The organism is Streptomyces sp. NPDC054872 (genome assembly GCF_053610705.1).
Genome location: NZ_JBSGYY010000022.1, coordinates 1 through 23,423, shown reverse-complemented (window position 1 = coordinate 23,423; position 23,423 = coordinate 1). Strand labels below are relative to the sequence as shown.

Here is a 23,423-nt window from a genome sequence, read left to right as displayed (position 1 = left end):
CACCGAAGGAATGATCCGGGAACATGACCCCACGAGCGAACAAGCGCGTCCGTCATCGCCGAGGACTCACCAAGCGCCGTGCCGTCGTCGGCGCCATTGCCGCGCTCGGCATGACCGGCGCCGCCCTCCTCACCACCACCATGATGTCGACCGCGGGGGCGGCGACCGCCTGGCCCGAGGCCAAGGGCCAGAAGCCGACGTCCAAGACCATCGAGGTCTCGGGCACCTACGACGGCGGCCTCAAGCGGCACTACGGCACCGGCGACCTGGGCGGCGACGGCCAGGACGAGGGCCAGGACCCGGTCTTCAAGCTGAAGGACGGCGCGACACTCAAGAACGTCATCCTGGGCTCCCCGGCCGCGGACGGCGTCCACTGCGCGGGCAGCTGCACGCTGCAGAACGTGTGGTGGGAGGACGTCGGCGAGGACGCGGCGACCTTCAAGGGGACGTCGGCGGGCTCGACGTACACCGTCTACGGCGGTGGCGCGAGGAAGGCCGACGACAAGGTCTTCCAGTTCAACGGCGCGGGCAAGCTGGTCGTGACGAAGTTCCAGGTCTCCGACTTCGGCAAGCTGGTGCGCGCCTGCGGCAACTGCTCCAAGCAGTACCAGCGGAACATCATCGTGAACGACGTCGACATCACCGCCCCCGGCAAGTCGATCGTCGGCATCAACACCAACTACGGTGACACGGCCGCGCTGCGCAACATCCGCATCCACGGCGACAGCGGCAAGAAGATCGCCACCTGCGACCGCTTCACCGGCAACAACACCGGCGCCGAGCCGCCCAAGACGGGCACGGGCCCCGACGGCAAGCACTGCAAGTTCACGGCTGCGGACATCAGCTACAAGTAGCGGCACGCACAGCACTGCGGCACGGCCACACCCCCCGGCCGTGCCGCAGTGCTGTTTCAGCTGCCCAGCAGCCGGTCGTACTCCGCCTGGGTCACCGGCAGCACCGTGCCGTGCCGGGCACCCGGAGGCAGCGCGGCGTCCTTCGTCTCGGTCCACTGGCCCGACGCGAGGTCCGTCGTCTCGAAGAGGACGTAACCGCGCCCGCCGAACTCGTCGATGAGCATGTACCACCTGTTCCCGGTGTTGGCCTTGAACACCGCGGGGCCCTCGCCCCGGTCGATCACACCCTTCCCGATGCAGTCGGCCACGAAGTCGTACGACGTGTCCGTCAGGCTCCTCGACCTCTCCGCGGTGATGAACTTCGAGCAGGGGGTGCCGGACGCCGGGTCCCGCTCGTCCTTGGTGAAGCGGTAGTAGTCGCGGCCCTCCCTGACCACCGTGGAGTCGATCACCGAGTAACCCGGGTCGTTCCACACCTTCGCCTTGCTGAAGGTGCGGAAGTCCTTCGTCGTCGCGTACAGCATCTTGTTGTACGTCGACCCCGTGTGGCCCGGATCGTCGGCTGCGTACACCTTGGAGGCCCAGAAGACGACGTACGCCTTCTGCTTCTCGTCGTAGTACGCCTCCGGGGCCCAGGTGTTGCCCGCCGTGTCCGGGGCGACCTTCACCAGGCGCTGGTCGGTCCAGTGGACCAGGTCGGTGGACTCCCACACCATGATGGATTTGCTGCCGGTGCGCTGCACCTGGTCCCAGCTGCCGCCGCCGCCCCCGTACATCCGCAGGTCGGTGGCGATCTGGTAGAACTTGTCGCCCTTCGGGGAGCGGATGATGAACGGGTCGCGCAGCCCCTTGGTGCCGAGCTGCGAGGTCAGCACCGGCTTGCCGCCGTTCAACTCCCGGTACCGCGTCGGGTCGTTGCCGTTACTGAGGGCCATGCGGATCTGCTCGCCGTCCGCGGTGCCCTCACCGGTGAAGTAGCTGAAGAGGTAACCCGCGTACTTCTGCTTGGCACGGGTTGGCTCCGCGTGCGCGGGAGTTGCGAGCAGCCCGGCCATCAGGGCAAGGAGCGGGATCAGGATTCTGGTGCGCACGGCTCAGCGCGCCGAGAAGCTGTGCACCGTGCTGGACCGGTAGGTCTGGCCGGGGCGCAGCACCGTCGAGGGGAACTTTGGCTGGTTGGGGGAGTCCGGGAAGTGCTGGGTCTCCAGGCACATGCCGTCACCCTGCCGATAGGTGCGTCCCGAGGGCCCGGTGAGGGTGCCGTCCAGGAAGTTCCCGGAGTAGAACTGCACACCGGGCTCGGTCGTGGCGATCTTCAGGGTGCGCCCCGACTCCGGGTCCCGCAGCGTGGCGAAGTGCTCGGGGCGCTTGGTGATGCCCTTGTCCAGGACCCAGTTGTGGTCGAAGCCCTTGGCGGTCACCAGTTGCGGGTGCGAGACCCGGATGTCCTCGCCGACGGTCTTCGCGCGCCGGAAGTCGAAGGGCGTGCCCGCCACCTTCGCCAGCTCGCCCGTCGGGATGAGACCGGTATCGGTGGGCGTGAACCGGGAGGCGGACAGGGCCAGTTCATGCCCCATGATGTCGCCGCTGCCCTCGCCCGCGAGGTTGTAGTACGTGTGGTTGGTCAGGTTCACCACGGTGGCCTTGTCCGTGGTCGCCGCGTAGTCGATGCGCCAGTCACCGCGTGCGTCGAGCGTGTACGTCACGGTCACCCGCAGCGTTCCGGGGTAACCCATCTCGCCGTCGACGCTCGTGTAATGCATGCGCAGGCCGACGCCGGACGAGTCCTTGAACGGCTCGACGTCCCACACCCGCGTGTCGAAGCCCCTGGCCCCGCCGTGCAGGCTGTTCTCTCCGTCGTTCACGGAGAGCTGGTGCGTCTTGCCGTCCAGGGTGAAGCGGCCCTTGGCGATGCGGTTGCCGTAGCGGCCGATCGTCGCGCCGAAGAAGGTGGTCCCGGCGACGTACGCCTCGATGGTGTCGTAGCCGAGGGACACATTGGTGTACCGGCCGTGCCGGTCCGGCAGTTCGAGGGACTGCACGATGCCGCCGTACGAGAGCACCTTCATGCGGGTGCCGCCGTTGGCGAGGGACCAGCGGTACACCTTGGTGCCGTCCGCGAGCTTGCCGAAGAGCTCCTTGGTGGGCGTGCGGCCCGCCGACGCGTACGAGGTGCCCGCGACGGCGGCGGTGAGGCCGACGGCGGCGGCCGATGCCAGGACGGTGCGTCTGCTCGTTTCCATGTGCGGCTCCTAATTCTCAGCCCGTCCGGCGTTTGAGGACGAGCCCGAAGGGCGATCGACGGTGCGATGAATCACAGGGCGAGGCGCGGTCGGTCAACTGGGGCTCAGCGCCCCACCTTGCGCTTGTTCCAGACGTCGAAGCCGACCGCGGCGAGCAGTACGAGCCCCTTGATGACCTGCTGGTAGTCGGTGCCGATGTTCACCAGGGACATGCCGTTGTTCAGGACGCCGAGGACCAGGCCACCGATCACGGCGCCCATCACCGTGCCGACGCCGCCGCTCATCGACGCACCGCCGATGAACGAGGCCGCGATGGCCTCGAGTTCGAAGTTCAGGCCCGCCTGCGGGGTGCCCGCGTTCAGCCGCGCCGCGTACACACAGCCCGCGAGGGCCGCGAGCACGCCCATGTTCACGAAGATCAGGAAGGTGACGCGCTTGTCCTTGACGCCGGACAGCTTCGCCGCGGCTTTGTTGCCGCCGAGCGCGTAGACGTGACGGCCGACGACGGCGTTGCGCATCACATAGCCGAGGGCGATGAGCAGACCGCACATGATGAGCAGGACCACGGGCACGCCGTGGAAGCTCGCGAGGGTCAGCGTGAAGGCGATGACGGCGGCGGAGATCGCCACCAGCTTGGCCGCCCACAGGCCCGTCGGCATCACGTCGAGGTCGTAGGCAAGCTGCTGCTTGCGGCTGCGCCACTCGCGGAAGATCAGGAACGCGACCGTCACCAGGCCGAGTACAAGGGTCGGATTGTGGTACTGCGTGTACGGGCCCATCTCGGGGATGAACCCCTTGGCGATGTTCTGGAAGCCCTCGGGGAACGGCGAGAGCGACTGGCCCTCCAGGACGATCTGCGTGAGACCGCGGAAGAGCAGCATGCCGGCCAGGGTCACGATGAACGACGGGATGCCGACGTAGGCGATGAAGAAGCCCTGCCACGCGCCCGCGACCGCGCCGATGAGGAGCGACAGGACGAGTGCGAGCACCCAGGGCATGTCGTGCTTGACCATCATCACCGCCGACATGGCACCGACGAAGGCGACCAGTGAGCCGACGGACAGGTCGATGTGCCCGGCGATGATGACGATCATCATGCCGATGGCCAGGATGAGGATGTAGCCGTTCTGCTGGATCAGGTTGGAGACGTTGTTCGGCAGGAGCAGCGTGCCGTCGGTCCAGATCTGGAAGAGGATGACGATGAAGGCCAGGGCGACGAGCATGCCGTACTGGCGCATGTTGGAGCGCACGCTCTGCAGCAGCAGGGCACGCGTGGACTCCTTGGCGGACGGCGCGGACGACGCGTCACGTGGTGGCGTGGACGTGGTGGTCATGGCGGATGCCTCAGCTTCTGTTCTTGGTCATGTGGCGCATCAGGAGTTCCTGGGTGGCGTCCGCGCGGTCGACCTCACCGGTCAGCCGGCCCTCGGCCATCGTGTAGATCCGGTCGCACATCCCGAGCAGCTCGGGCAGTTCGGAGGAGATGAACAGCACCGCCTTGCCCGAGGCCGCCAGCTTGTCGATGACGGTGTAGATCTCGTACTTCGCGCCGATGTCGATGCCGCGGGTCGGTTCGTCGAGGATCAGGACCTCGGGATCGGCGTGGATCCACTTGCTCAGGACGACTTTCTGCTGATTGCCGCCGGAGAGCCGCCCCACCTGCTCGAAGACGGTGGGGGCCTTGATGTTCATCGACTTGCGGTAGCGCTCGGAGACGGAGCGCTCGCGGTGCTCGTCGACGAAGCCGTCCTTGCGCCGCATGCCCGAGAGCGAGGGCAGGGAGATGTTGCGGTTGATGTTGTCGATGAGGTTGAGGCCGTACTGCTTGCGGTCCTCGGTGACGTACGCGATCCCCGCGTCGACGGCGGCGGGCACGTTCTTCGTCGAGACCTCGCGCCCGCCGACGGCCACCGTGCCGGTGACGTACGAGCCGTAGGAACGCCCGAAGACGGACATCGCGAGCTCGGTGCGGCCCGCGCCCATCAGGCCCGCGATGCCGACGATCTCGCCGCGCCGCACGGTCAGCGACACGTCGTCGACGACCTTGCGGTGGTGGTCGACCGGATGTCGCACCGTCCAGCCCTCGACGGACAGCGCGAGCGAGCCCGCGTCCTCGCCCTCGTAGGGCGTGCGGTCGGGGAAGCGGTGGTCGAGGTCGCGGCCGACCATGCCGCGGATGATGCGGTCCTCCGACAACTGCGGTTCGGCGGACGGGGTCTCACGCACCGTCAGGGTCTCGATGGTCCGCCCGTCGCGCAGGGTCGTGACCGAGTCGGCGATGGCCCGGATCTCGTTCAGCTTGTGCGAGATGATGATGCAGGCGATGCCCTGGTCGCGCAGCTCCAGGATGAGGTCGAGCAGCTTGGCGCTGTCCTCGTCGTTCAGGGCGGCCGTCGGCTCGTCGAGGATGAGCAGCTTCACCTCCTTCGACAGGGCCTTGGCGATCTCGACCAGTTGCTGCTTGCCCACGCCGATGTCGGCCACCGGGGTCTGCGGCTTCTCGTTCAGGCCGACCCGCTTGAGCAGTGCGCTCGCCCTGCGCAGCGTGTCGTTCCAGTCGATGAAGCCCCGGGTGCTCTGTTCGTTGCCCAGGAAGATGTTCTCGGCGATGGACAGGTACGGGACGAGAGCCAGCTCCTGATGGATGATCACGATGCCGTGCTTCTCGCTGGCGCGGATGTCCTTGAAGGCCATCTGCTTGCCCTCGAAGTGGATCTCGCCGTCGTAGCTGCCGTGCTCGTGGACGCCGCTGAGGACCTTCATCAGCGTCGACTTGCCCGCGCCGTTCTCGCCGCAGATCGCGTGGATCTCCCCGGGGCCCACGGTCAGGTTCACGTCGGAGAGCGCCTTGACGCCGGGGAACGTCTTGGTGATGCCGCGCATCTCGAGGACGGGGCCGCTCATGAGAGCTGCCCGGCCTTGAAGTAGCCCTCGTCCACCAGGAGTTGGGTGTTGGACTTGTCGATGCTGACCGGGTCGAGGAGGAAGGACGGCACGGTCTTCTTGCCGTTGTTGTAGTCCTTGGTGTTGTTGACCTTGGGCTTCTTGTCGTTCAGGACCGCGTCACCCATGGCGACCGTCTGCGCCGCCAGCTTGCGGGTGTCCTTGAACACCGTCTGCGTCTGCTCGCCGCGGATGATGGACTTCACCGACGCGAGCTCCGCGTCCTGCCCGGTGATGACCGGCAGGGGCTGGCTCTTGGAGCCGTATCCCGCGCTCTTCAGCGCGGAGATGATCCCGATGGAGATCCCGTCGTACGGCGAGAGGACCGCGTCCACCTTCGCGGAGCCGTAGTTCTTGCTGATCAGGTCGTCCATGCGCTTCTGCGCGGTGCCGCCGTCCCAGCGCAGCGTGGTGGCCTGGTTCATCTTCGTCTGCTTGCTGCGGACGCTGAGCTGGCCGCTCTTGAAGTACGGCTCGAGCACCTTCATGGCGCCGTTCCAGAAGTACTTCGTGTTGTTGTCGTCCGGCGAGCCCGCGAACAGCTCGATGTTCTTCGCGTCGCCGCCCTTCTCGGGCTTGCCCAGCTTCAGCTTGTCGACGATGTACTGGGCTTCCAGGCGGCCGACGCGCTCGTTGTCGAACGACGCGTAGTAGTCGACGTTGTCCGTGCCGAGGATGAGGCGGTCGTACGAGATCACGGGGATGTTCGCGTCGGCCGCGCGTTGCAGGACCTCGGTGAGCGCGGAGCCGTCGATGGCGGCGACCACCAGGAGGCTGCGCCCCTTGGTGATCATGTTCTCCAGCTGGGCGATCTGGTTCTCGACCTTGTCGTCGCCGTACTGCAGATCGGTCTTGTAGCCGGCCTTCTGGAACTGCTCGGCCATGTTGTTGCCGTCGGCTATCCACCGCTCGGAGGACTTGGTGGGCATCGCCAGACCGATGGTGCTGCCCTTGCCCTCGTCCGGCTGGTAGCGGCTGCCGCCCTTGGCCTCCTGGCCGCAGGCGGTCAGCGAGCCGAGGAGTACGACGGTGGCCACCGCGGCGGTGAGCCGCATGCGGGATATGCGGGTTCTCATGGATCAGTCCCCTTCCGGGACGGGGAAGCGCTGGAGCTCGCCGGGCAGGCGTGAGCCGAGCGGAGACATCCCGCCGTCCGCGCCGTGCCGGGCGAGCAGGTCGAGGGCGAGACGGCCACGGCGGACCCGCTCGCGTGCGGTGTCCAGGGTGTGGTCGCGCAGGTGGGCACCGTAGGGGTAGATGCCGGGGGACTTGCTCAGGCCGAACTTGAGGTAGAGCGGGGCGCCGCGCCGGATCAGCTCGGCCGCCTCGTACATCCGGACATAGCCGCCGAGGTCGTCGGGCGCCTCGACGTACAGGTCCATCGGGGCGCGGCTGGCCCGGCGGATCTCCGTGAAGTGGTCCAGGGTGAGGTCGGACGGGACGTTGAGCGAGTCGGCGCCGAGTCGCTCGTAGACGGCGTACGAGGCCGGGTTGACCGGGCCGATCAGGGCCGAGACCTTGAACGTGGTGTCGGCGGGGAGTACACCGGCCACCCGCAGCCGATGCAGTGTCCACAGGACGCCCTCGTCGGCGACGAGCAGGCACTTCACGCCCAACTCGGTGGCCCGCACGGCGTCTTCGACGCATCCGGCGAGCGCGTCGTGGCCGCGTGAGCGGAGCCCCGCGCCGCCGGAGTCGGTGCGGGTCGCGGCACCGATGTCCCAGGTGCCGCGCGGCCCGGTGAACAGGCAGAGCTCGATGTCCCGTTCGGCGCAGGCCTCCACCATCTCGGTGATCTCGTCGTCGGAGAGCATCCAGATGCCGCTGCCCTGGCTGATCCGGTGGATCGGCACGTCGAGCCGCGAGCTCTCCTTGAGGACGACGGCCAGCGCCTCGGGGCCCTCCACCGAGGGGATCTCGGTGCGCCAGGTGCCACCGTCGGGGAACGTGTGCGGGGACGTGTCGGCCGGATCGACGGCGGGTACGGGGTGCCCGATGCGGGCGAGGGCGTCGACGCCGGGGCGGCGGGGTGCTGACGGGCTGGTCACGGGACTCCCATACGCGGTGAATTCTGCTGTGAATTCTGCTGTGTTCGGTATTTCGTACGTTGGTCGGTTCGGTGGGGACACCTCAGGGGCGGAGCAGCACCTTCCCGGTCTTCGGGTCGCCGCCGCCGACCAGCGCCACCGCCTCGCCGAACTGTTCCAGCGGGAACTCGTGCGTGATGAGCGGCGCCGGGTCGAGCAGTCCGAGCTCGAACGCGCGGACCGCGTCCGACCAGGCCCTTGACGGCGCGCCGAAGACGCTGCGCACCTCCAGCTGGCTCAGCGAGAGATGCACCGGATCGATGCCGGCCGCGCCGGGCGTGAACATGCCGGTCAGCACGACCCGGCCGCCCCTGCGCGCGAGAAGACACGACGAGGCGGCCGTGCTCGGCGCCCCCGCGGTCTCCACCACGAGGTCGAAACGACCGTGGTACCCCTCCGCCTCGGCGGGCGTCAGGCTCTCGCTCGCCCCGAAGTCCAGCGCCTGGCGGCCGCGTTCGGCCCGCGGGTCGATCACGACGAGCTCGCCGGGCGACGCTGCGGCAAGGAGCTGTACCGCCAGCATCCCGAGGGTGCCCGCGCCGACCACCGCGATCCGCTCGCCGGGCCTCGGCCGCCCCGTCCGCACCGCTCCCGCGATCACCGCGGCGGGTTCGAGCAGGGCCGCGGCGGCCAGGTCCGCGTCCGCGGGCAAAAGGTGCAACAGCCTGGCGGGTACGGCCACGTGGTCGGCGAAGGCGCCGGGCTCGGTGAAGCCGGTCTCCGCGTACCCGCCGCCGCACAGGCTCGTCTCGCCCTCGCGGCAGCGTTCGCAGGTACCGCAGGCGCGGAAGCCCTCGGCGACGGTCTTGTGCCCGGTGAGCGCCGGGTCGACGCCCTCGCCGGTGGCCTCGACGGTGCCGGACCACTCGTGCCCGGGGATCACCGGGTAGCGCACGTAGGCGGGGTCCCGGTGGCCGTCGTACACCTCACGGTCGCTCATGCAGATCCCCGCAGCTGCCACCCGGACCAGGACCTCGCCGGGTCCCGGCTCGGGCCGCGCCCCGACCGTGAGCCGGTGCGCGCCCGGCCGGTCGACGACGATCGCGCGGGAGTCGGCGCTCACTTCGCGGCTGCCTTGGGAGCGCGCTTCTCCCAGCCCTCGGCCCACAGGTCGAACCGCGCCTGCTGTTGCGGGAACTCCGCCGCCGCGTCCGTGTCCAGCTCGACGCCGAGGCCCGGTGCGTGCGACACCTCGAAGTAGCCGTCGACCACCTGGGGAGCGCCCTTGACGACCTTCTTGATCTCCGCGTCCGCGAAGTCGTTGAAGTGCTCCAGGATCTTGAAGTTGGGCGTGCAGGCGGCGACTTGCAGCGATGCCGCCGTCAGTACCGAGCCGCCGACGTTGTGCGGCGCGACGAGCGTGTAGTGCGTCTCCGCGGTCGCGGCCAGCTTGCGGGTCTCCAGGATGCCGCCGATGTGGCCGACGTCCGGCTGGATGATGTCGGCGGCCTGCGACTCGAACAGCTCGCGGAACTCGATCCGGTCGTGGATGCGCTCGCCGGTGGCGATCGGCATGTCCACCTTGGCGGCGACCTTCTCCAGGGCCTTGAGGTTCTCCGGCGGCACCGGCTCCTCCAGCCAGGCCGGCTTGAACGGCGCGAGTTCCCGCGCGAGACGCACGGCCGTGGACGGGCTGAACCGGCCGTGCATCTCCAGCATCAGCTCGGCGTCCGGACCGATCGCGTCCCGCACCGCCTCGATCAGCGAGACCGCGTACGACGTGCCCGCCTGGTCGAGCTCGAAGTGCCCGGTACCGAACGGGTCGATCTTCAGGGCGCGGTAGCCGCGCTCCATCACGCTCTGCGCGGCCTTGTGATAGGCCTCCGGAGTGCGCTCGGTGGTGTACCAGCCGTTCGCGTACGCCTTGACCTTGTCGGTGACCTTTCCGCCCAGGAGCTGCCAGACCGGCACGCCGAGTGCCTTGCCCTTGATGTCCCAGCAGGCCATCTCCACACAGGCGATGCCCGACATGACGATCTCGCCGGCCCGGCCGTAGTCGCCGTACTTCATCCTCCGCACGAGATCCTCGACCGCGAACGGATCGGACCCCACGACGTGATTGGCCGCAGCCTCGTGGAGGTAGCCGAGCAGTGCGTCGGTGTGGCCGAGCATGCGGGTCTCGCCGACGCCGGTGAGGCCTTCGTCGGTGTGGACCTGGACGTAGGTGAGATTGCGCCACGGCGTTCCCACCACGTGCGTGCTGATTCCCGTAATACGCAAGGCAGTTGCCCCTTGGTTGTTCGGTATTTCGTCACACGTTCGAAATGTTGGCGTGACCGTATTCACGCAGGCGGCAGGGTGTCAATGGGTCGCGCGAAACGGTCTTGGGCCGACCGGTGACCCGCAGGCCGTTGCGCGCCGAAGGCCGCTGTGTCTAGCCTGTGTTCGTCATATCGATCGTTGACCGAAGTTTCGGACGCATCTGCAAGCCTGACGTGGACGCGATTTCGGCCGCACGGGGTGGGAGGCCGACCATGGGACGACTCGTTCCCGCGGTGACCAGGGCGCTGGACATACTGGAACTGTTCCTGGAGGGCGACGGGACGCTGTCCGCCCCCGAGGTCACCCGCAGGCTCCGGCTGCCGCGGACCACCGTGCACGAACTGCTGACCACCCTCGCCGCCCGCTCGTACCTTGTCCAGATACCGGACCAGACGGGCCGCTACCGCCTCGGCGTACGCGCCTACCAGCTCGGCAGCCGGTACGCGGAGCAGCTCGACCTCGCCGCCGAGGGGCAGCAGGTGGCCCGCGAGGTCGCCGAGACCTGCGACGAGACGGTCCATGTGGCGGTCCTCGAGGACACGGACGTCATCTACATCGCCAAGGTGGACTCCACGCACGCCGTGCGCATGGTCTCCGCCGCGGGCCGCAAACTGCCCGCGCACTGCACGTCGGTGGGCAAGATGCTGCTCGCCTCACTGCCGCAGACGGAGCTCGAATCCCGGCTCGCGGGGCGGGAATTGGTGGCGATGACGCAGAACAGCATCACGGAGCCGGACGCGCTGCTCTCCGCGCTCGCCGACATCCGGGAGCGCGGTGTCGCGGCCGAACACCGCGAGTCGAACCCGGACGTCAGCTGCGTGGCCGCCCCGGTCCGTGACAGCGCGGGCCACGTCGTCGCCGCGCTGTCCATCTCCGTGCCGATGATCCGCTGGAGCGAGCAGCGCGAACACGAACTGGCCGAGCTGGCGGCCAAGGGCGCGGGCGATCTCTCGGAGCGCCTGGGCCACCGCGGCGGACGCTGAGCGGTCCGGCGGGCCGGGGCCCTAGCTCCTCGACTCCAGGTCCAGGAGCCGCCGCTTGGCCTCGAGGCCGCCCGCGTACCCGGTCAGCGAGCCGTCGGCGCCGATGACGCGGTGGCAGGGGCGGACGACGAGCAGGGGGTTGCGCCCGATCGCCGTGCCCAGGGCGCGGACCGCCACACGCGAGAGGCCGAGCTGTTCGGCGAGCTTCCCGTACGTGGTGGTCGTGCCGTACGGGAGAGTGTCGAGCGCCTGCCAGACCCGCCGCTGGAAGTCGGTGCCCACGCCGCTCGCGTACTGGATGTCGAAACGCGTCAGCGTCCCCTCGAAGTACGCGCGCAGCTGCCCGGCGATCACGGCGAAGGCCTCGTCGTCGCGCACCCACCCGTCCTGGACGACGACGCCGCCCTTCTGCCCCGGCAGGGACAGCGAGGCCAGCGCGGTGCCGCCGTGCGCGGTGGCCGACTCCTCGCCGACCAGCAGCAGCTCGCCCAGCGGGCTCTCGACGGTCGTGTAGACAGCCTTGGCCATGACCTTGCTCATCAGATGCTCCCTCTTACCCCGGTGACCTGTCCCCGGTGACGTCCCCAAGTCTGCGGGGTACGGGGGTGCGCGGCTGGCGGGAATCGGACGTGGCGTTCACCCCCGCGCGGCGGCGAACGTCAGCGCCAGCGGCGCGCCGTGCGTGCGGTCGGACGAGGGCCCCGTCTCCAGGAGGATCTCGCCCGGCTCCACCACGAACCGCAGGGACCGGTCCAGCGAGGCCAGGGTATCCGCCTCGACGGCGAAGGCGACCTCGGCCCGTTCGCCGGGCGCCAGGTCCACCCGGGCGAAGCCGCGCAGCTCACGGACGCGCGGCCAGGAGCTGGACCCCGAGAGGCGGCGCACATAGAGCTGCACGGTCTCCCGCACGGACCGCGCGCCCGTGTTCGTCACGGCGACGGTGCAGGTGAGCGCGGGATCGGTGACCGGCACCTCCGTGCGTGAGAGCCGGGGCTCCCCGTACGCGACGGTCGTGTACGAGAGGCCGTGGCCGAAGGCGTGCAGCGCGGTGGCGGGCTGGTCCACATAGCCCCGGTAGCCGTGATCCTTGGCGTTGTAGAACACCGGCAACTGGGCGGCCGAGCGCGGCACGGAGACCGGGAGCCGCCCCACGGGCTCCGCGCGCCCGAAGAGCACGTCGGCCACCGCCCGGCCTCCCCACGGCCCCGGATACCAGGCGCAGAGCACGGCACGGGCCTGCCCGGACAGCTCCGGCACGGCATGCGGGCGCCCCTGGACGAGGACCACGACGACGGGCGTGCCGGTGGCGGCCACGGCTTCGAGCAGCGCCGACTGGCCGCCCGGCAGACTCAGTTCGGCGAGGTCGACCCCCTCGCCGCACGTCATGCCCACCGGGCCGCCCGGGGCGATGACGGCCGCCCCGTTGCTGTCGAAACGCGTGTCGGCCTCCCGCGCGCTCGACCCGCCGAGCACCAGCACGGCCGTGTCGGCGCCCGCGGCGAGCTCCACCGCATCCGCGACCCCGGCGCGGTCGTCGCCGACCAGCTCACAGCCCCGCGCGTACGCCACATCGACCCCCGGTGGCGCCACCGCCCTGATGCCGTCGAGGACGGTCAGCCCGGTCCCGGGGCGTTGCGGCGCGGTGTAGTCGCCGAGCTGCTGGGGGAGCGAGTCGGCGTTGGGGCCGATGACGGCGATGCGGGGAGGGTCCGCCAGCGGGAGGGTCGCCCCGTCATGGCTGAGCAGGACGACGGACTCGCGGGCCAGGCGCTCACTCAGCCCGGACTGCCGCGCGGGCTGCCGGTCGGCCTCGCCGACGTAGGGCCGCTCGAAGAGACCCAGGCGGAACTTCAGCGTCAGGACACGGGCGACCGCCGCGTCCAGGGCGTCCTCGGAGACCAGGCCCCGCTCCACCGCCTCCGCGAGCCGCGGGAAGCAGCCGTCCCACAGGCTCAGGTCGGTGCCCGCGTCCAGGGCGAGCGCACCGGCAGCCACCGGGTCACCGGCAAGGCGTACAAGACGGTCGAGCGCGCACCCGTCGGCCATGACCAGGCCCGTGAACCCCCACTCCTCGCGCAGGAGACCGGTGAGCAGCTCGCGGTTGGCCGCGCACGGCAGGCCGTCGTACTCGTTGTACGCGGCCATGACGCCTGCCGCGCCGGCACGGACGCCCGCCCGCGCCGCGACCAGGTGGATCTCGCGCAGTTCGCGCGGACCGAGCTCCGTCGCCGCGCTGTTGCGGCCGCCGACCGTCGCGCCCTGCCCGGCGAAGTGCTTGAGCACGACCGCCGCCCGGTCCGGGGCGTACGAGGCGCCGTCACCCTGCATGCCCCGCACCAGCGCCTGCGTGAAGCGCGCCGCCAGATACGGGTCCTCGCCGAAGCACTCCTCCGAGCGGCCCCAGCGCGGGTCCCGGACCAGGTCGAGCGCGGAGACGAGGGCGACATGGCCGCCCCGGGCACGCAGCTCGGCGGCGGCGCCCGCCGCCGCGGCCTCGTACAGATCGGGGTCCCAGGTCGCGCCCACCGCGAGATTCACCGGCAGGACCGTGCCGTCCAGGGCCTGATGGCCGTGCGGGACCTCCTCGACCATCAGGACCGGAATGCCGAGCCGGGTGCTCGACATGACATGCCGCTGCACCGAGTCGGCCACCCGCGCCGCGTCCGCCGCCGTGATGCCGTCCGCGAACGTCACTCCCGACCACGGGTCGGCGCGCTGCAGTCCGTACAGCGCGCCCATCCCGTCGAACGCGGCGACCTCGGCGCGGAAGGCGTCCGTCAGGCGGTGGCCGCCCGGTGAACCGGCCGTGCGCTCGTAGGCGTCCCAGCCGTACATCCGCTGGTTGACCTGGCCCACCTTCTCGGTGAGCGTCATCCGGGAGAGCAGATCGCGCACCCGGTCGGCGACCGGAGCGTCCGCCTTCCGGTACAGCGGCCCGCTCATCGCTGTTCGAGGACGCGCACGCCGAACGGGGCGAGCCGCACCTCCTCCACCGCCTCGCCCGTCTCCAGGTCGTGCAGCGAACCGTCCACCTCGGGACGGGCCGTCAGCTCCTCCTCCGACTGGCTGACCAGCCACACGAAGCGCCGCCCGTCCTCGTGCACCAGGGCGTCCGCCGCTATGTAGGGGCTGTCGACCGTGACCGGCCGCCGCACGCCCGCGAGTCGGGCCAGGGCCGCGTACAGCCGGTGCGTCTGCTCGGGGTTGACGCGGGCGGTGCGCGCGGCCATGTGCTCCAGGGGATAGGTGGCGAGGACCGTGCGGCCACGGCCCGTCTCGTGGACGAGGAGCGCCGGGCGGCCGTGCGCGTCCTTCGCGACGACGCGCGCCCCGGTCGGGACGACCGGCAGATAGGCGCGGCTGTCCTCGTTGCCGGCGACCGGGAAGCGCAGGGTCTCGCCCGCCGCGATCCCCCCGAACTCCTCGATGAAGGTCAGCTCCAGGACATCGTCCTCGATGGGCTCGGCCACCCCGTAGGTGAGCTGGAGTTCGACCCCGAAGAGGCCGTCCAGGTCGTCGAACCACGGGCCGCGTGTCCCGGGGTGCTCGCCGGAGCAGAACGACAGGTAGACGGTGGCGCCCTCGCGGGCCCGCCGCTCGAGATCGCGCCGCGTCCGGGTGGTCAACTGCCGTGTGGACGGCAGGAGATACAGCGCCGCGTCCCCGGGAAGCCCGTCCGCCTCGCGCAGGAGGCCCACCGGAAGATTGGCGCCGCGCGCGGCCACGTACCCCTGGTGCAGGGACGTGAAGATCAGCGGCCGGTCGGCGGGGCGGCTGTAGGGGTAACCGCGCTCCAGGAACGCGGGCACGACGAGCGCCGCGTCCACGTCCGAGCGGCGGCAGCGGGCGAAGTCGATCTGCTTCAACACGGCGGAAAACGCAGCGAGTTCGTGGAGCGGCGCCTTGGGTGTGCCCGTGCTGTCCGTGATGCCGAAGTGCATCTCGAAGGGGTGGTGGTCGTACGGCGACTGGTCCCACAGGTCGTCGTAGTCGGTGTTGTTCCAGGCCATCCAGCCGGTCGCGCCGCCGAGGAGGGAGTTGTGGAGCGTCTGGCGGTAGTAGACGCCCGCGTTCTCGGCCGACACGGTGTCCGTCGAGAGGCCGAACTCCTCCAGGATCACCGGCTGTTCGGTGACTCCGGCCAGCTCGCACTCGAAGGCGGCGCGGTAGTGCTGACGTACGCGGTCCGTGTCGGAGCGGTAGACGTGCGGGCCCACGAAGTCGACGTACTCGGCCGTGTCCCGCAGCGAGAAGCCGTTGTCGCGGCCCGTCACCTCGATGCCCCACGCGCCGTCACCGAGCGACACCGGCTGGGTGCCGCCCGCCGCGCGCACCGCGTCACACATGAACTGGGCCCAGGCGGTGACGACATCGCTGGAGGGCGGGTCGACCTGGTAGATGCGGCCGTAGCCCGGCATCTCGTTGGTGATGAGCCAGCCGGTGACGGCCGGGTGGTCCTTGAAGCGGCGCGTCATCTGGGACACGAACCACGCCTGGCGGCCGACCAGCCACACGTCCTCGTACAGGTCGCGGTCCCCGCGCCACGCCGGGTCCCAGTTCTCGCCGGACATGTGCCCGACGATGAAGGTGGGCACCGTGCCCATCCCCGACTCGGTGTGCGCGTCGAGGAAGTCGCGGAAACGGTCGCACAACTCCTCGTCGATCCGGTGCGGTTCGGGGTGGAAGTCCGGCCAGTAGAAGAACGAGCGGGTCATCGTCAGGCCGTGCTCGCGCAGCACGGAGAGTTCCTCGCGGACCGTCTTCGGGTCGTAGTTCCGCCACATCAGCGGACCGCCGGTACGGGACCAGAAGTTGGCGCCGATCCAGGGCAGGACGGCGGAGTCGTGGGTGAGCTGGGCGCTGTGGCGTCGCATGGTGGTACTCAGGTCTTTCCGTACGGGGGTGGAGAGGTGATCAGAAGCGGCGGTCAGTGGGCGGGCCCCGTCGACTCGCGGACGACCAGCCGTGGCCGGTCGTCGAGCGACACGGGCGGCACGTCCTCGCCGCACCGCGCGAGCAGCGCCCGCGCGGCGGCCGCGCCGACCCGCTGCACCTGCTGGTCGACGGTCGTCAGGCGCGGGTGCAGCCAGCGGCCGATCGGGAGGTTGTCGTAGCCCACGACGGACAGGTCGTCCGGGACGCGCAGCCCGGCGCGTTGAGCCGCCCCGATGCCGCACACCGCCATGGAGTCGTTGGCGTACATGACGGCGGTGGGGCGCTCCGCCATGCCGAGGAGTTCCTCCGTCGCGGCGAGGGCCGCCGCCTCGGAGAAGTCGGTGCCGAGGACGGCTGCGGGCTCAAGTCCCTTGATCAGCAGGGTCTCTTCGAAGACCGACCTGCGCAGTCCGGTGTGCAGCAGTTCGGCGGGCCCCGACACGTAGGCGATACGCCGGTGGCCGAGCTCCATGAGGTGGTCGACGGCCTCGTGTATGCCGGCACCCTGGTTGCCCAGGCCCACGGTGGGCACGGCCGCGTCCGGGTGGGGCGCGCCGAGCAGCACGGCGGGCAGCCCCAGGCCGCGCAGGAGCGGCGGTCGTGGATCGTCGGCGCGGGCGTCGGTCAGGACGGCGCCGTCGACGCGGCCCTCGGCGGCCAGGCGCTCGTACAGCGCGCTCTCCTCGGCCACGTCCGTGACCAGGTGGAGGAGCAAGCCGTAGCCGCGCGGCGCCAGTTCCCCCTCGAGGCCGGTGATCAGTTCGCTGAAGTGCGGGTCGGCGCCGAGCACGTCGGTGGGGCGGCGCACGACGAGGGCGAGCGTGCGGGTCCGCGCGCTGCGCAGTGCCGTGGCCGTGGCGCTGGGCGACCAGCCGAGCTCGGCGGCGGCGTCCAGGATGCGGCGCCGGGTGGCATCGGAGATGCGACCCTTGGCGTTGAAGGCCTGTGAGACGGCGGCCGTGGAGACCCCGGCCGCCGCGGCGACCGCCTTGATCGTCGGACGCCCGCCGCTCTCCCTGCCCGACGTGATCGACCCGTTCACATCTTCACCGCCCCACTGACGAGGGCCTGCTGCATCCGCTTCTGCAGCACCGTGTAGACGGCCCATACCGGTACGAGAGTCAGTACCGTACCGGCGGTCAGCACCCCGTAATCCGTTCCCGTCAGGGACTTCAGCGTGGGCAGGGCGACCTGCACGGTGCGCTGGGACGGGTCGGGGCCGATGATGACGAGCGAGTACAGGTACTCGTTCCAGAACGTCAGGAAGTTCAGGAGCAGCACCGTCGCGATGCCGGGCAGACACATCGGCGTGTAGACGTGCCGCAGGACCGCGAACGTGGAGGCGCCGTCCATCCGTGCCGCCTCCTCCATCTCCTTGGGGATGGTCCGCATGAACTGCACCAGGATGACGACGGACAGTGGCATCGCGGTGGCGGGCAGGAAGAGCACCATGAACAGGCGGGTGTGGAAGAGGCCGGTCGCCGCCGCGAGGAGGAACGTGGGAAAGAGCGCGGCGAACGTCGGGATGAGGAAGCCCAGCGAGAAGACCTTCTCCACGAAGGCACCGAGCCGGCCCGTCGCGCGGGCGATCGCGAACGCCGCCGGAATCGCGAGCGCCAGCGTCAGCGCGAGCGAAAAGACCGTCACCAGCGCCGAGTTGACGACCGCGAGTCCCAGATCGGCGCTCTCGAAAGCCGTGCCGAAGTTGCCCAAGGACAGCGAGGTGGGCAGGGAGAACGGGCTGGCGAAGATCTGCTCGTTCGTCTTGAAGGCGGAGGCGAGCAGGTAGTAGAGGGGGACGACGAGCAGCGCCGCGTACGCCCACGCCAGGATGTGCGCGGGCAGCCAGGACTTTCCGTGCTTCAAGGTGACCGGCTCCAATCGGGGGTCAATCGGGGGCGTGCGGCGTCAGTAGTTCTGGCGGAACGCGCGGCGGATGGTGAGCAGGCCGACGAGGCCGACCAGGAAGAGGATCACGCCGACGGTCTGGCTGTAGCCGAGGTCGGCCGCGATGAACGCCTTCTGGTAGACGAGGAACGACAGCGTCGTCGACGAACTGCCCGGACCGCCCTGCGTAAGCAGCAGGACGTGCTGCGCCGACCCGAAGAACGTCCAGAGGAACTGGAGCATCGTCACCACGCCCACGTACTCGCGGATGACCGGGAAGTGCACGCGCCACATCGTCCGCCAATGCCCGGCACCGTCCAGCTGCGCCGCCTCACCCAGCTCCTCGGGCACGCTGCCGAGCCGGGCGGCGAACAGGACGGCGGTGAAGCCGATGCCGCCCCAGACGTCGAGCACGATCAGACAGGCGAGCGCCGTCGAGGGAGAGGCGAGCCAGGCGTCGGTCACCGAGCCGAGGCCCACCGACTTCAGCGCGCCGTTGACCAGGCCGTCGGGGGAGAGCGCGGCGTAGAACACCATCGCCTTGGCCGGGGTGGAGATCAGGCCGGGGATGAAGAGGAGGTAGCGCAGGACGCGGTGGCCCGGCGGCTTCTGCGCCACGTAATAGCCCAGCATGTACGCGCACACGATCATGATCGGCAGCGCGACGGCGAGCTGGACCGCCGTATTGCGCACGGCGTCCCAGAACACCGGGTCGTCGAAGACCGTACGGACGTTGTCCCACCCGGCGAACGAGACGGGCTGCAGCATGCCCGGCCAGTGCAGGGCCGCGATCACGAAGATCGCGATCATCGGGCCGACCATGAAGACCAGGTACCAGACCAGGGCGGGGACGGCGAGGATCGTGCCGCCTTCCTGGCGGCGCTTGCGGATCGGGGGCTCGGCGGGCGCGGGGCGGACCTCGGTCCCGCCCGGCGGCACGTTCGTCGACATCGTCGGCGTCGTCATCTCGGGTGACTCCCAGAAAACTGCTCGGGCGGGCGGCTCATGCGGTGCGGTACGCGGCTTCGAGCACGGAGCGCACCTTGGCGGGGCTCGTGCCCCGGGTGAACGCCGTACTGGTCGCGGTGATCAGCGGCTGCGTGGCGGCCGGCGGGACGTAGACGTCGGGCAGCAGGGCCTCGCTGACGTCGTTGCCGAGCTTCTGCGCGTCGGCGACCAGCGGGAAGTCCGTGCTGAGGGTGTCGGAGCGCAGCGCCATGTCGCGGCCGCTCTCCTTGATGAAGCGGGACACGGTGTCGGGGCGGTACATGAAGCGCAGGAACTTCTCGACCGCGTCCAGCTTCTTCGTGCCGTTCGGGCTGATCCAGAAACCGATCAGGGTGTACGTCCGCAGGATCGTCGGCTTGGCGTGCGCGGCGTCCGGCGAGAGCGGCCAGCCACCGACCTCGGTGTGCCGCGCGACCTTCTCGGGGATCTTGGCGAGCGCCGAGGACATCGCGGACTCGATGGCGGCGGCCTCGGTGTTGAACTGCGTCGTCATCGTGTCGGACGTCAGGCCCTGCGCCTTGTCGGCGAAGACACCCGCGTCACGCAGGGCGGTGAAGTACTCGATGCCCTCGCGTGCGCCCCGGCTGCCGCTGAAGTCGCCGCTCGTGAACACCTTCCGCGCCTCGTCGGGGGAGAGGAAGGTCTGGATGATCTGGGCGAGGAGCTTCTGGCCCGTCCAGTCGTTGCCGCCGACGGTCACCGGTGCGATGCCCTTGGCGCGGAGCTTGCGGGCGGCGGAGATCAGCTGGTCGCCGGTGGTCGGGACGGCGTCGACACCGGCCTTGTCGAGCAGCGCGGTGTTGTAGGCGACCGGCCAGTTGGTGGCGAAGTACGGGAAGGCCCGAAGGCGTCCCCCGGCGTCGGTCCAGGCGTCGAGGGCGACGGGCAGGACGCGCTGTCGAAGCCCCCAGTCGTCCATGTAGCCCTTGACGTCGACGGTGGCCCCGACATCGGTCCAGGCCAGCGTCTTGTCGTAGAGGTTCACCATGACGACGTCCGGCTCCTTGCGGGCCAGCCGGGAGGTCTCGTAGACCTGCGCGAGGTCGTCGCCGTTGACCAGGTTCTTCACCGTCAGGCCCGGGTTCTCGTCCCGGAAGGTGTTCAGGGCGGACAGGTACGTGGGCGAGCCCGGCGCGGTGGTGCCGAGCTGGCTGTGCACCACGAGCGTGTCGGGATCGGAATCCGCCGACGCCGGCATGGAACAGCCGGCGAGGGCGGGCAGGGCGGTGGCGGCGGCCAGGCCTGAACCTGCGGCCAGGAAGCCGCGCCGACTCATCGTTGAGCGCACAGCGGGATGTCTCCAACCAGGGCGATGACAACCAGGGGTTAATCGATATACCTGTGGGGGTGCGAGGAGCGTAGGAGTGCTTCGATGAATGGTCAATCCCCTGTTGCGCACGGCGAATCTTCCGGCGAAAGGGGCGAATCGACCACCTGGAGCGTGCCGTGCGCCGAAGTGGCGCCCGCCACGTCTTTATGCAACTAGTTGCACAAGGGGTCTGCGTCCTCTAGAACTGTCCCGACGACACATCGCGTACGGAGGGCCCGCATGAGCCGCTACCCGAACCTGCTGAACCCCCTGGATCTGGGCTTCACCACCCTGCCCAACCGGGTCCTGATGGGATCCATGCACGTGGGCCTCGAGGAGGCACCGGACGGCTTCCGGCGGATGGCGGAGTTCTACGCGACCCGTGCGCGCGGCGGTGTCGGCCTCATCGTCACGGGCGGCATCGCCCCGAACGAACTCGGCCGCCCCTGGGACGGCGGCGCCAAGCTGACCACCGAGGCGGAGGCGGAGGAGCACGCGGGCATCACGGCCGCCGTGCACGCCGAAGGCGGCAAGATCGCCATGCAGATCCTGCACTTCGGGCGGTACGCCTACCACGAGGGCCTCGTCGCGCCGAGTGCGCTCAAGGCGCCGATCAGCCCCTTCGTGCCGCGCGCCCTGGAGGACGACGAGGTCGAGCAGACCGTCGAGGACTTCGTGCGCGCCGCCGAACTCGCCAAGCTCGCGGGCTACGACGGTGTCGAGGTGATGGGCTCCGAGGGCTACCTGATCAACGAGTTCATCGCGGCCCCCACCAATCAGCGCGACGACCGCTGGGGCGGTGCCTACGAGAACCGCATCCGCTTCCCCGTCGAGATCGTCCGGCGCATACGCGAGCGCGTCGGCGCGGACTTCATCATCATCTACCGCCTCTCCATGCTGGACCTCGTCCCCGGCGGCTCGACCCTCGAAGAGGTCGTTCACCTCGCCAAGGAGATCGAGGCCGCGGGCGCCACGATCATCAACACCGGCATCGGCTGGCACGAGGCACGCATCCCCACCATCGCGACCTCGGTGCCGCGCGGCGCGTACACCTTCGTCACGAAGAAGGTCATGGGTCAGGTCTCCGTGCCGCTCGTGACCACCAACCGCATCAACACCCCTGAGCTCGCGGAGCAGTTGCTCGCCGACGGCGCCGCCGACATGGTCTCCCTGGCCCGCCCGCTCCTCGCCGATCCCGACTTCGTCGCCAAGGCGGAGGCCGAGCAGTCCGACGCCATCAACACCTGCATCGGCTGCAACCAGGCCTGCCTGGACCACACCTTCAACCTGCAGATCACCTCCTGCCTGGTGAACCCGCGCGCCTGCCACGAGACCGAGCTCGTCCTCGCCCCGACCCGCACCAAGAAGCGCGTCGCGGTCGTCGGCGCGGGCCCGGCGGGACTCGCCTTCGCGGTGTCGGCGGCCGAGCGCGGCCACGACGTCACGCTCATCGACGCGGCGTCCGAGATCGGCGGCCAGCTCAACGTCGCCCGCAAGGTGCCCGGCAAGGAAGAGTTCGACGAGACCCTGCGCTACTTCCGCACCCAGCTCGAACTGCGCGGCGTACAGGTCCAGTTGAACACCCGCGCCACGGCCGAGAGCCTCGCGGGGGCGGCGTACGACGAGGTCGTCGTGGCCACCGGAGTCACGCCCCGCACCCCCGAGATCCCCGGCATCGACCACCCCAGCGTGGTCGGCTACCTCGACGTACTGCGCGACAGCGCGCCCGTGGGGGAGCGCGTCGCGATCATCGGCGCGGGCGGCATCGGCTTCGACGTCGCCGAGTACCTCACCGACAGCGGCGACAAGGCCAGCCTGGACCCGGCGACGTACTTCCGGCAGTGGGGCGTCGACATGGACTACAAGGACCGCGGCGGCCTGACCGCGCCCGACCGCCCCACCCCGCCGCGCTCGGTCCACCTGCTGCAGCGCAAGACCTCCAAGGTCGGCCAGGGCCTCGGCAAGACCACGGGCTGGATCCACCGCACCGAGCTGCGCCACCGCGGCGTCACGATGGTCGCGGGCGCGAGCTACGACCTCATCGACGACGCCGGCCTGCACATCACGGTCGACGGGCAGTCCACGGTCATCCCCGTCGACACGGTCGTCCTCTGCTCCGGCCAGGACCCGCGCCGCGACCTGTACGAGGAGCTGCTCGCCGGCGGGCACAGCGCGCACCTGATCGGGGGCGCCGACGTGGCGGCCGAGCTGGACGCCAAGCGGGCCATCAAGCAGGGCACGGAGCTCGCCGCGGCCCTGTGACCCCCGAGGCCCGTGACGCCGGGCGTCCGCTCCGGACGCCGTACCTAGGATGGCCGCCATGTCACTCCCGCACGCGATCCTCACCGCCCTGCTCGAAAAGCCTTCGTCGGGCCTTGAGCTGACCCGCAGGTTCGACAAGTCGATCGGCTACTTCTGGTCGGCCACGCACCAGCAGATCTACCGCGAGCTGGGAAAACTGGAGCGGGACGGGTCCATCCGCGCCCTTGAGCCGCAGCAGGCCACCCGCGGGCAGAAGAAGGAGTACGAGGTCCTGCCCGCGGGCCGCGCCGAGCTGGCACGCTGGACGGCCGCGAGCCAGGACCCCAAGCCGTTGCGGGACACACTGCTGCTGCGCCTGCGGGCGGCCGCGGTCGTCGGCACGGACGGCATCGAGGCGGACCTCCACCGCCATCTCGCCCTGCATCGGCGACAGCTGGCCGAGTACGAGGAGATCGAGGAGCGGGACTTCCCGCCCGGCAAGGACACGGTGGAGGACCGCCTGAGGCATGTGGTGCTGCGGGCCGGGATCGACCTGGAGACGTTCTGGACGCAGTGGCTGGAGCGGACCCTGGAGGAGCTCGGGGCGCCCGACACGCCACGTGACGCCTGAAGCCCGGGTGAACGACGGCTGCCGCCGGCCCGACCTGAGT

18 protein-coding genes and 1 pseudogene are annotated in these 23,423 nt (G+C 70.0%); 4 read left to right on the top strand and 15 right to left on the bottom strand.

What is annotated here, in order from left to right; all coding sequences use genetic code 11:
* The first annotated feature begins 23 nt into the window (after positions 1 to 23).
* Complete coding sequence (locus tag ACWGIH_RS25360) at positions 24 to 854, top strand: pectate lyase (RefSeq protein ID WP_453446489.1); 831 nt, start codon at positions 24 to 26, stop codon at positions 852 to 854.
* A 59-nt stretch (positions 855 to 913) separates the two neighbouring features.
* Here ACWGIH_RS25360 and ACWGIH_RS25355 read toward each other — a convergent pair.
* The 8 genes and pseudogenes from ACWGIH_RS25355 to ACWGIH_RS25320 form a co-directional block, all read right to left on the bottom strand.
* Positions 914 to 1,909, bottom strand: a pseudogene (locus tag ACWGIH_RS25355) (glycoside hydrolase family 43 protein); the annotation flags it as partial.
* 39 nt (positions 1,910 to 1,948) lie between these two features.
* Positions 1,949 to 3,097: an aldose epimerase family protein gene (locus ACWGIH_RS25350; RefSeq protein WP_453446491.1), complete on the bottom strand. Its 1,149-nt coding sequence runs from the start codon at positions 3,095 to 3,097 to the stop codon at positions 1,949 to 1,951.
* 104 nt (positions 3,098 to 3,201) lie between these two features.
* On the bottom strand, positions 3,202 to 4,431 hold the full coding sequence (gene mmsB / locus ACWGIH_RS25345; RefSeq protein ID WP_453446492.1) for a multiple monosaccharide ABC transporter permease: 1,230 nt from the start codon (positions 4,429 to 4,431) through the stop codon (positions 3,202 to 3,204).
* A 10-nt stretch (positions 4,432 to 4,441) separates the two neighbouring features.
* Positions 4,442 to 6,001, bottom strand: a complete 1,560-nt coding sequence (gene mmsA, locus ACWGIH_RS25340; RefSeq protein ID WP_453446493.1) for a multiple monosaccharide ABC transporter ATP-binding protein — start codon at positions 5,999 to 6,001, stop codon at positions 4,442 to 4,444.
* Positions 5,998 to 7,116: a multiple monosaccharide ABC transporter substrate-binding protein gene (gene chvE / locus ACWGIH_RS25335; protein WP_453446494.1), complete on the bottom strand. Its 1,119-nt coding sequence runs from the start codon at positions 7,114 to 7,116 to the stop codon at positions 5,998 to 6,000. The genes mmsA and chvE overlap by 4 nt, the downstream gene beginning before the upstream one ends.
* Before the next feature lie 3 nt (positions 7,117 to 7,119).
* The gene (locus tag ACWGIH_RS25330; RefSeq protein ID WP_453446496.1) at positions 7,120 to 8,088 is read right to left on the bottom strand and encodes a hypothetical protein; all 969 of its coding nucleotides are present in this window, start codon (positions 8,086 to 8,088) and stop codon (positions 7,120 to 7,122) included.
* Positions 8,089 to 8,170: 82 nt separating this feature from the next.
* Positions 8,171 to 9,190 carry a zinc-dependent alcohol dehydrogenase gene (locus ACWGIH_RS25325; protein ID WP_453446497.1) on the bottom strand — a complete coding sequence of 340 codons (1,020 nt, stop codon included), beginning with the start codon at positions 9,188 to 9,190 and terminating at the stop codon, positions 8,171 to 8,173.
* A complete protein-coding gene (locus ACWGIH_RS25320) occupies positions 9,187 to 10,347 on the bottom strand; it encodes a mandelate racemase/muconate lactonizing enzyme family protein (protein ID WP_453446500.1) in 1,161 nt (386 codons plus the stop codon). Before ACWGIH_RS25320 ends, ACWGIH_RS25325 begins: the two co-directional genes overlap by 4 nt.
* Positions 10,348 to 10,601: 254 nt before the next feature.
* On the opposite strand from ACWGIH_RS25320, the gene ACWGIH_RS25315 reads away from it, so the two are divergent.
* Positions 10,602 to 11,372 carry an IclR family transcriptional regulator gene (locus ACWGIH_RS25315; protein WP_453446502.1) on the top strand — a complete coding sequence of 257 codons (771 nt, stop codon included), beginning with the start codon at positions 10,602 to 10,604 and terminating at the stop codon, positions 11,370 to 11,372.
* Between the two features lie 21 nt (positions 11,373 to 11,393).
* Here ACWGIH_RS25315 and ACWGIH_RS25310 read toward each other — a convergent pair whose 3' ends face one another.
* The 7 genes from ACWGIH_RS25310 to ACWGIH_RS25280 all read right to left on the bottom strand — a co-directional run bounded on the left by ACWGIH_RS25310 (position 11,394) and on the right by ACWGIH_RS25280 (position 20,490).
* Complete coding sequence (locus tag ACWGIH_RS25310) at positions 11,394 to 11,912, bottom strand: methylated-DNA--[protein]-cysteine S-methyltransferase (protein WP_453446504.1); 519 nt, start codon at positions 11,910 to 11,912, stop codon at positions 11,394 to 11,396.
* Positions 11,913 to 12,008: 96 nt separating this feature from the next.
* The gene (locus ACWGIH_RS25305) at positions 12,009 to 14,315 is read right to left on the bottom strand and encodes a glycoside hydrolase family 3 N-terminal domain-containing protein (protein WP_453446505.1); all 2,307 of its coding nucleotides are present in this window, start codon (positions 14,313 to 14,315) and stop codon (positions 12,009 to 12,011) included.
* Positions 14,312 to 16,246 (bottom strand): glycoside hydrolase 5 family protein, encoded by a 1,935-nt coding sequence (locus ACWGIH_RS25300; RefSeq protein ID WP_453446507.1) that lies wholly within the window; start codon positions 16,244 to 16,246, stop codon positions 14,312 to 14,314. Before ACWGIH_RS25300 ends, ACWGIH_RS25305 begins: the two co-directional genes overlap by 4 nt.
* Positions 16,247 to 16,299: 53 nt before the next feature.
* Positions 16,300 to 17,349, bottom strand: coding sequence for a LacI family DNA-binding transcriptional regulator (locus tag ACWGIH_RS25295; protein WP_453446509.1), 1,050 nt, complete (start codon positions 17,347 to 17,349; stop codon positions 16,300 to 16,302).
* Positions 17,346 to 18,173 carry a carbohydrate ABC transporter permease gene (locus ACWGIH_RS25290; RefSeq protein ID WP_453446511.1) on the bottom strand — a complete coding sequence of 276 codons (828 nt, stop codon included), beginning with the start codon at positions 18,171 to 18,173 and terminating at the stop codon, positions 17,346 to 17,348. Before ACWGIH_RS25290 ends, ACWGIH_RS25295 begins: the two co-directional genes overlap by 4 nt.
* 42 nt (positions 18,174 to 18,215) lie before the next feature.
* On the bottom strand, positions 18,216 to 19,160 hold the full coding sequence (locus ACWGIH_RS25285) for a carbohydrate ABC transporter permease (RefSeq protein ID WP_453446513.1): 945 nt from the start codon (positions 19,158 to 19,160) through the stop codon (positions 18,216 to 18,218).
* A gap of 37 nt (positions 19,161 to 19,197) precedes the next feature.
* Positions 19,198 to 20,490, bottom strand: coding sequence for an ABC transporter substrate-binding protein (locus ACWGIH_RS25280; RefSeq protein WP_453446515.1), 1,293 nt, complete (start codon positions 20,488 to 20,490; stop codon positions 19,198 to 19,200).
* Between the two features lie 261 nt (positions 20,491 to 20,751).
* Here ACWGIH_RS25280 and ACWGIH_RS25275 point away from each other — a divergent pair, with 261 nt between their 5' ends.
* Together ACWGIH_RS25275 and ACWGIH_RS25270 are read left to right on the top strand one after the other, a co-directional pair.
* Positions 20,752 to 22,773, top strand: coding sequence for an oxidoreductase (locus ACWGIH_RS25275; protein WP_453446516.1), 2,022 nt, complete (start codon positions 20,752 to 20,754; stop codon positions 22,771 to 22,773).
* Between the two features lie 58 nt (positions 22,774 to 22,831).
* Positions 22,832 to 23,383, top strand: coding sequence for a PadR family transcriptional regulator (locus ACWGIH_RS25270; protein WP_453446518.1), 552 nt, complete (start codon positions 22,832 to 22,834; stop codon positions 23,381 to 23,383).
* Positions 23,384 to 23,423: the final 40 nt, after the last annotated feature.

What these genes read in the sequence shown, in the direction of transcription:
- ACWGIH_RS25360 (WP_453446489.1), top strand. Translation starts at nt 24, where the DNA reads ATGACCCCACGAGCGAACAAGCGCGTCCGTCATCGCCGAGGACTCACC.
- ACWGIH_RS25350 (WP_453446491.1), bottom strand. Translation starts at nt 3,097, where the DNA reads ATGGAAACGAGCAGACGCACCGTCCTGGCATCGGCCGCCGCCGTCGGC.
- mmsB (WP_453446492.1), bottom strand. Translation starts at nt 4,431, where the DNA reads ATGACCACCACGTCCACGCCACCACGTGACGCGTCGTCCGCGCCGTCC.
- mmsA (WP_453446493.1), bottom strand. Translation starts at nt 6,001, where the DNA reads ATGAGCGGCCCCGTCCTCGAGATGCGCGGCATCACCAAGACGTTCCCC.
- chvE (WP_453446494.1), bottom strand. Translation starts at nt 7,116, where the DNA reads ATGAGAACCCGCATATCCCGCATGCGGCTCACCGCCGCGGTGGCCACC.
- ACWGIH_RS25315 (WP_453446502.1), top strand. Translation starts at nt 10,602, where the DNA reads ATGGGACGACTCGTTCCCGCGGTGACCAGGGCGCTGGACATACTGGAA.
- ACWGIH_RS25310 (WP_453446504.1), bottom strand. Translation starts at nt 11,912, where the DNA reads ATGAGCAAGGTCATGGCCAAGGCTGTCTACACGACCGTCGAGAGCCCG.
- ACWGIH_RS25305 (WP_453446505.1), bottom strand. Translation starts at nt 14,315, where the DNA reads ATGAGCGGGCCGCTGTACCGGAAGGCGGACGCTCCGGTCGCCGACCGG.
- ACWGIH_RS25300 (WP_453446507.1), bottom strand. Translation starts at nt 16,246, where the DNA reads ATGCGACGCCACAGCGCCCAGCTCACCCACGACTCCGCCGTCCTGCCC.
- ACWGIH_RS25285 (WP_453446513.1), bottom strand. Translation starts at nt 19,160, where the DNA reads ATGACGACGCCGACGATGTCGACGAACGTGCCGCCGGGCGGGACCGAG.
- ACWGIH_RS25275 (WP_453446516.1), top strand. Translation starts at nt 20,752, where the DNA reads ATGAGCCGCTACCCGAACCTGCTGAACCCCCTGGATCTGGGCTTCACC.
- ACWGIH_RS25270 (WP_453446518.1), top strand. Translation starts at nt 22,832, where the DNA reads ATGTCACTCCCGCACGCGATCCTCACCGCCCTGCTCGAAAAGCCTTCG.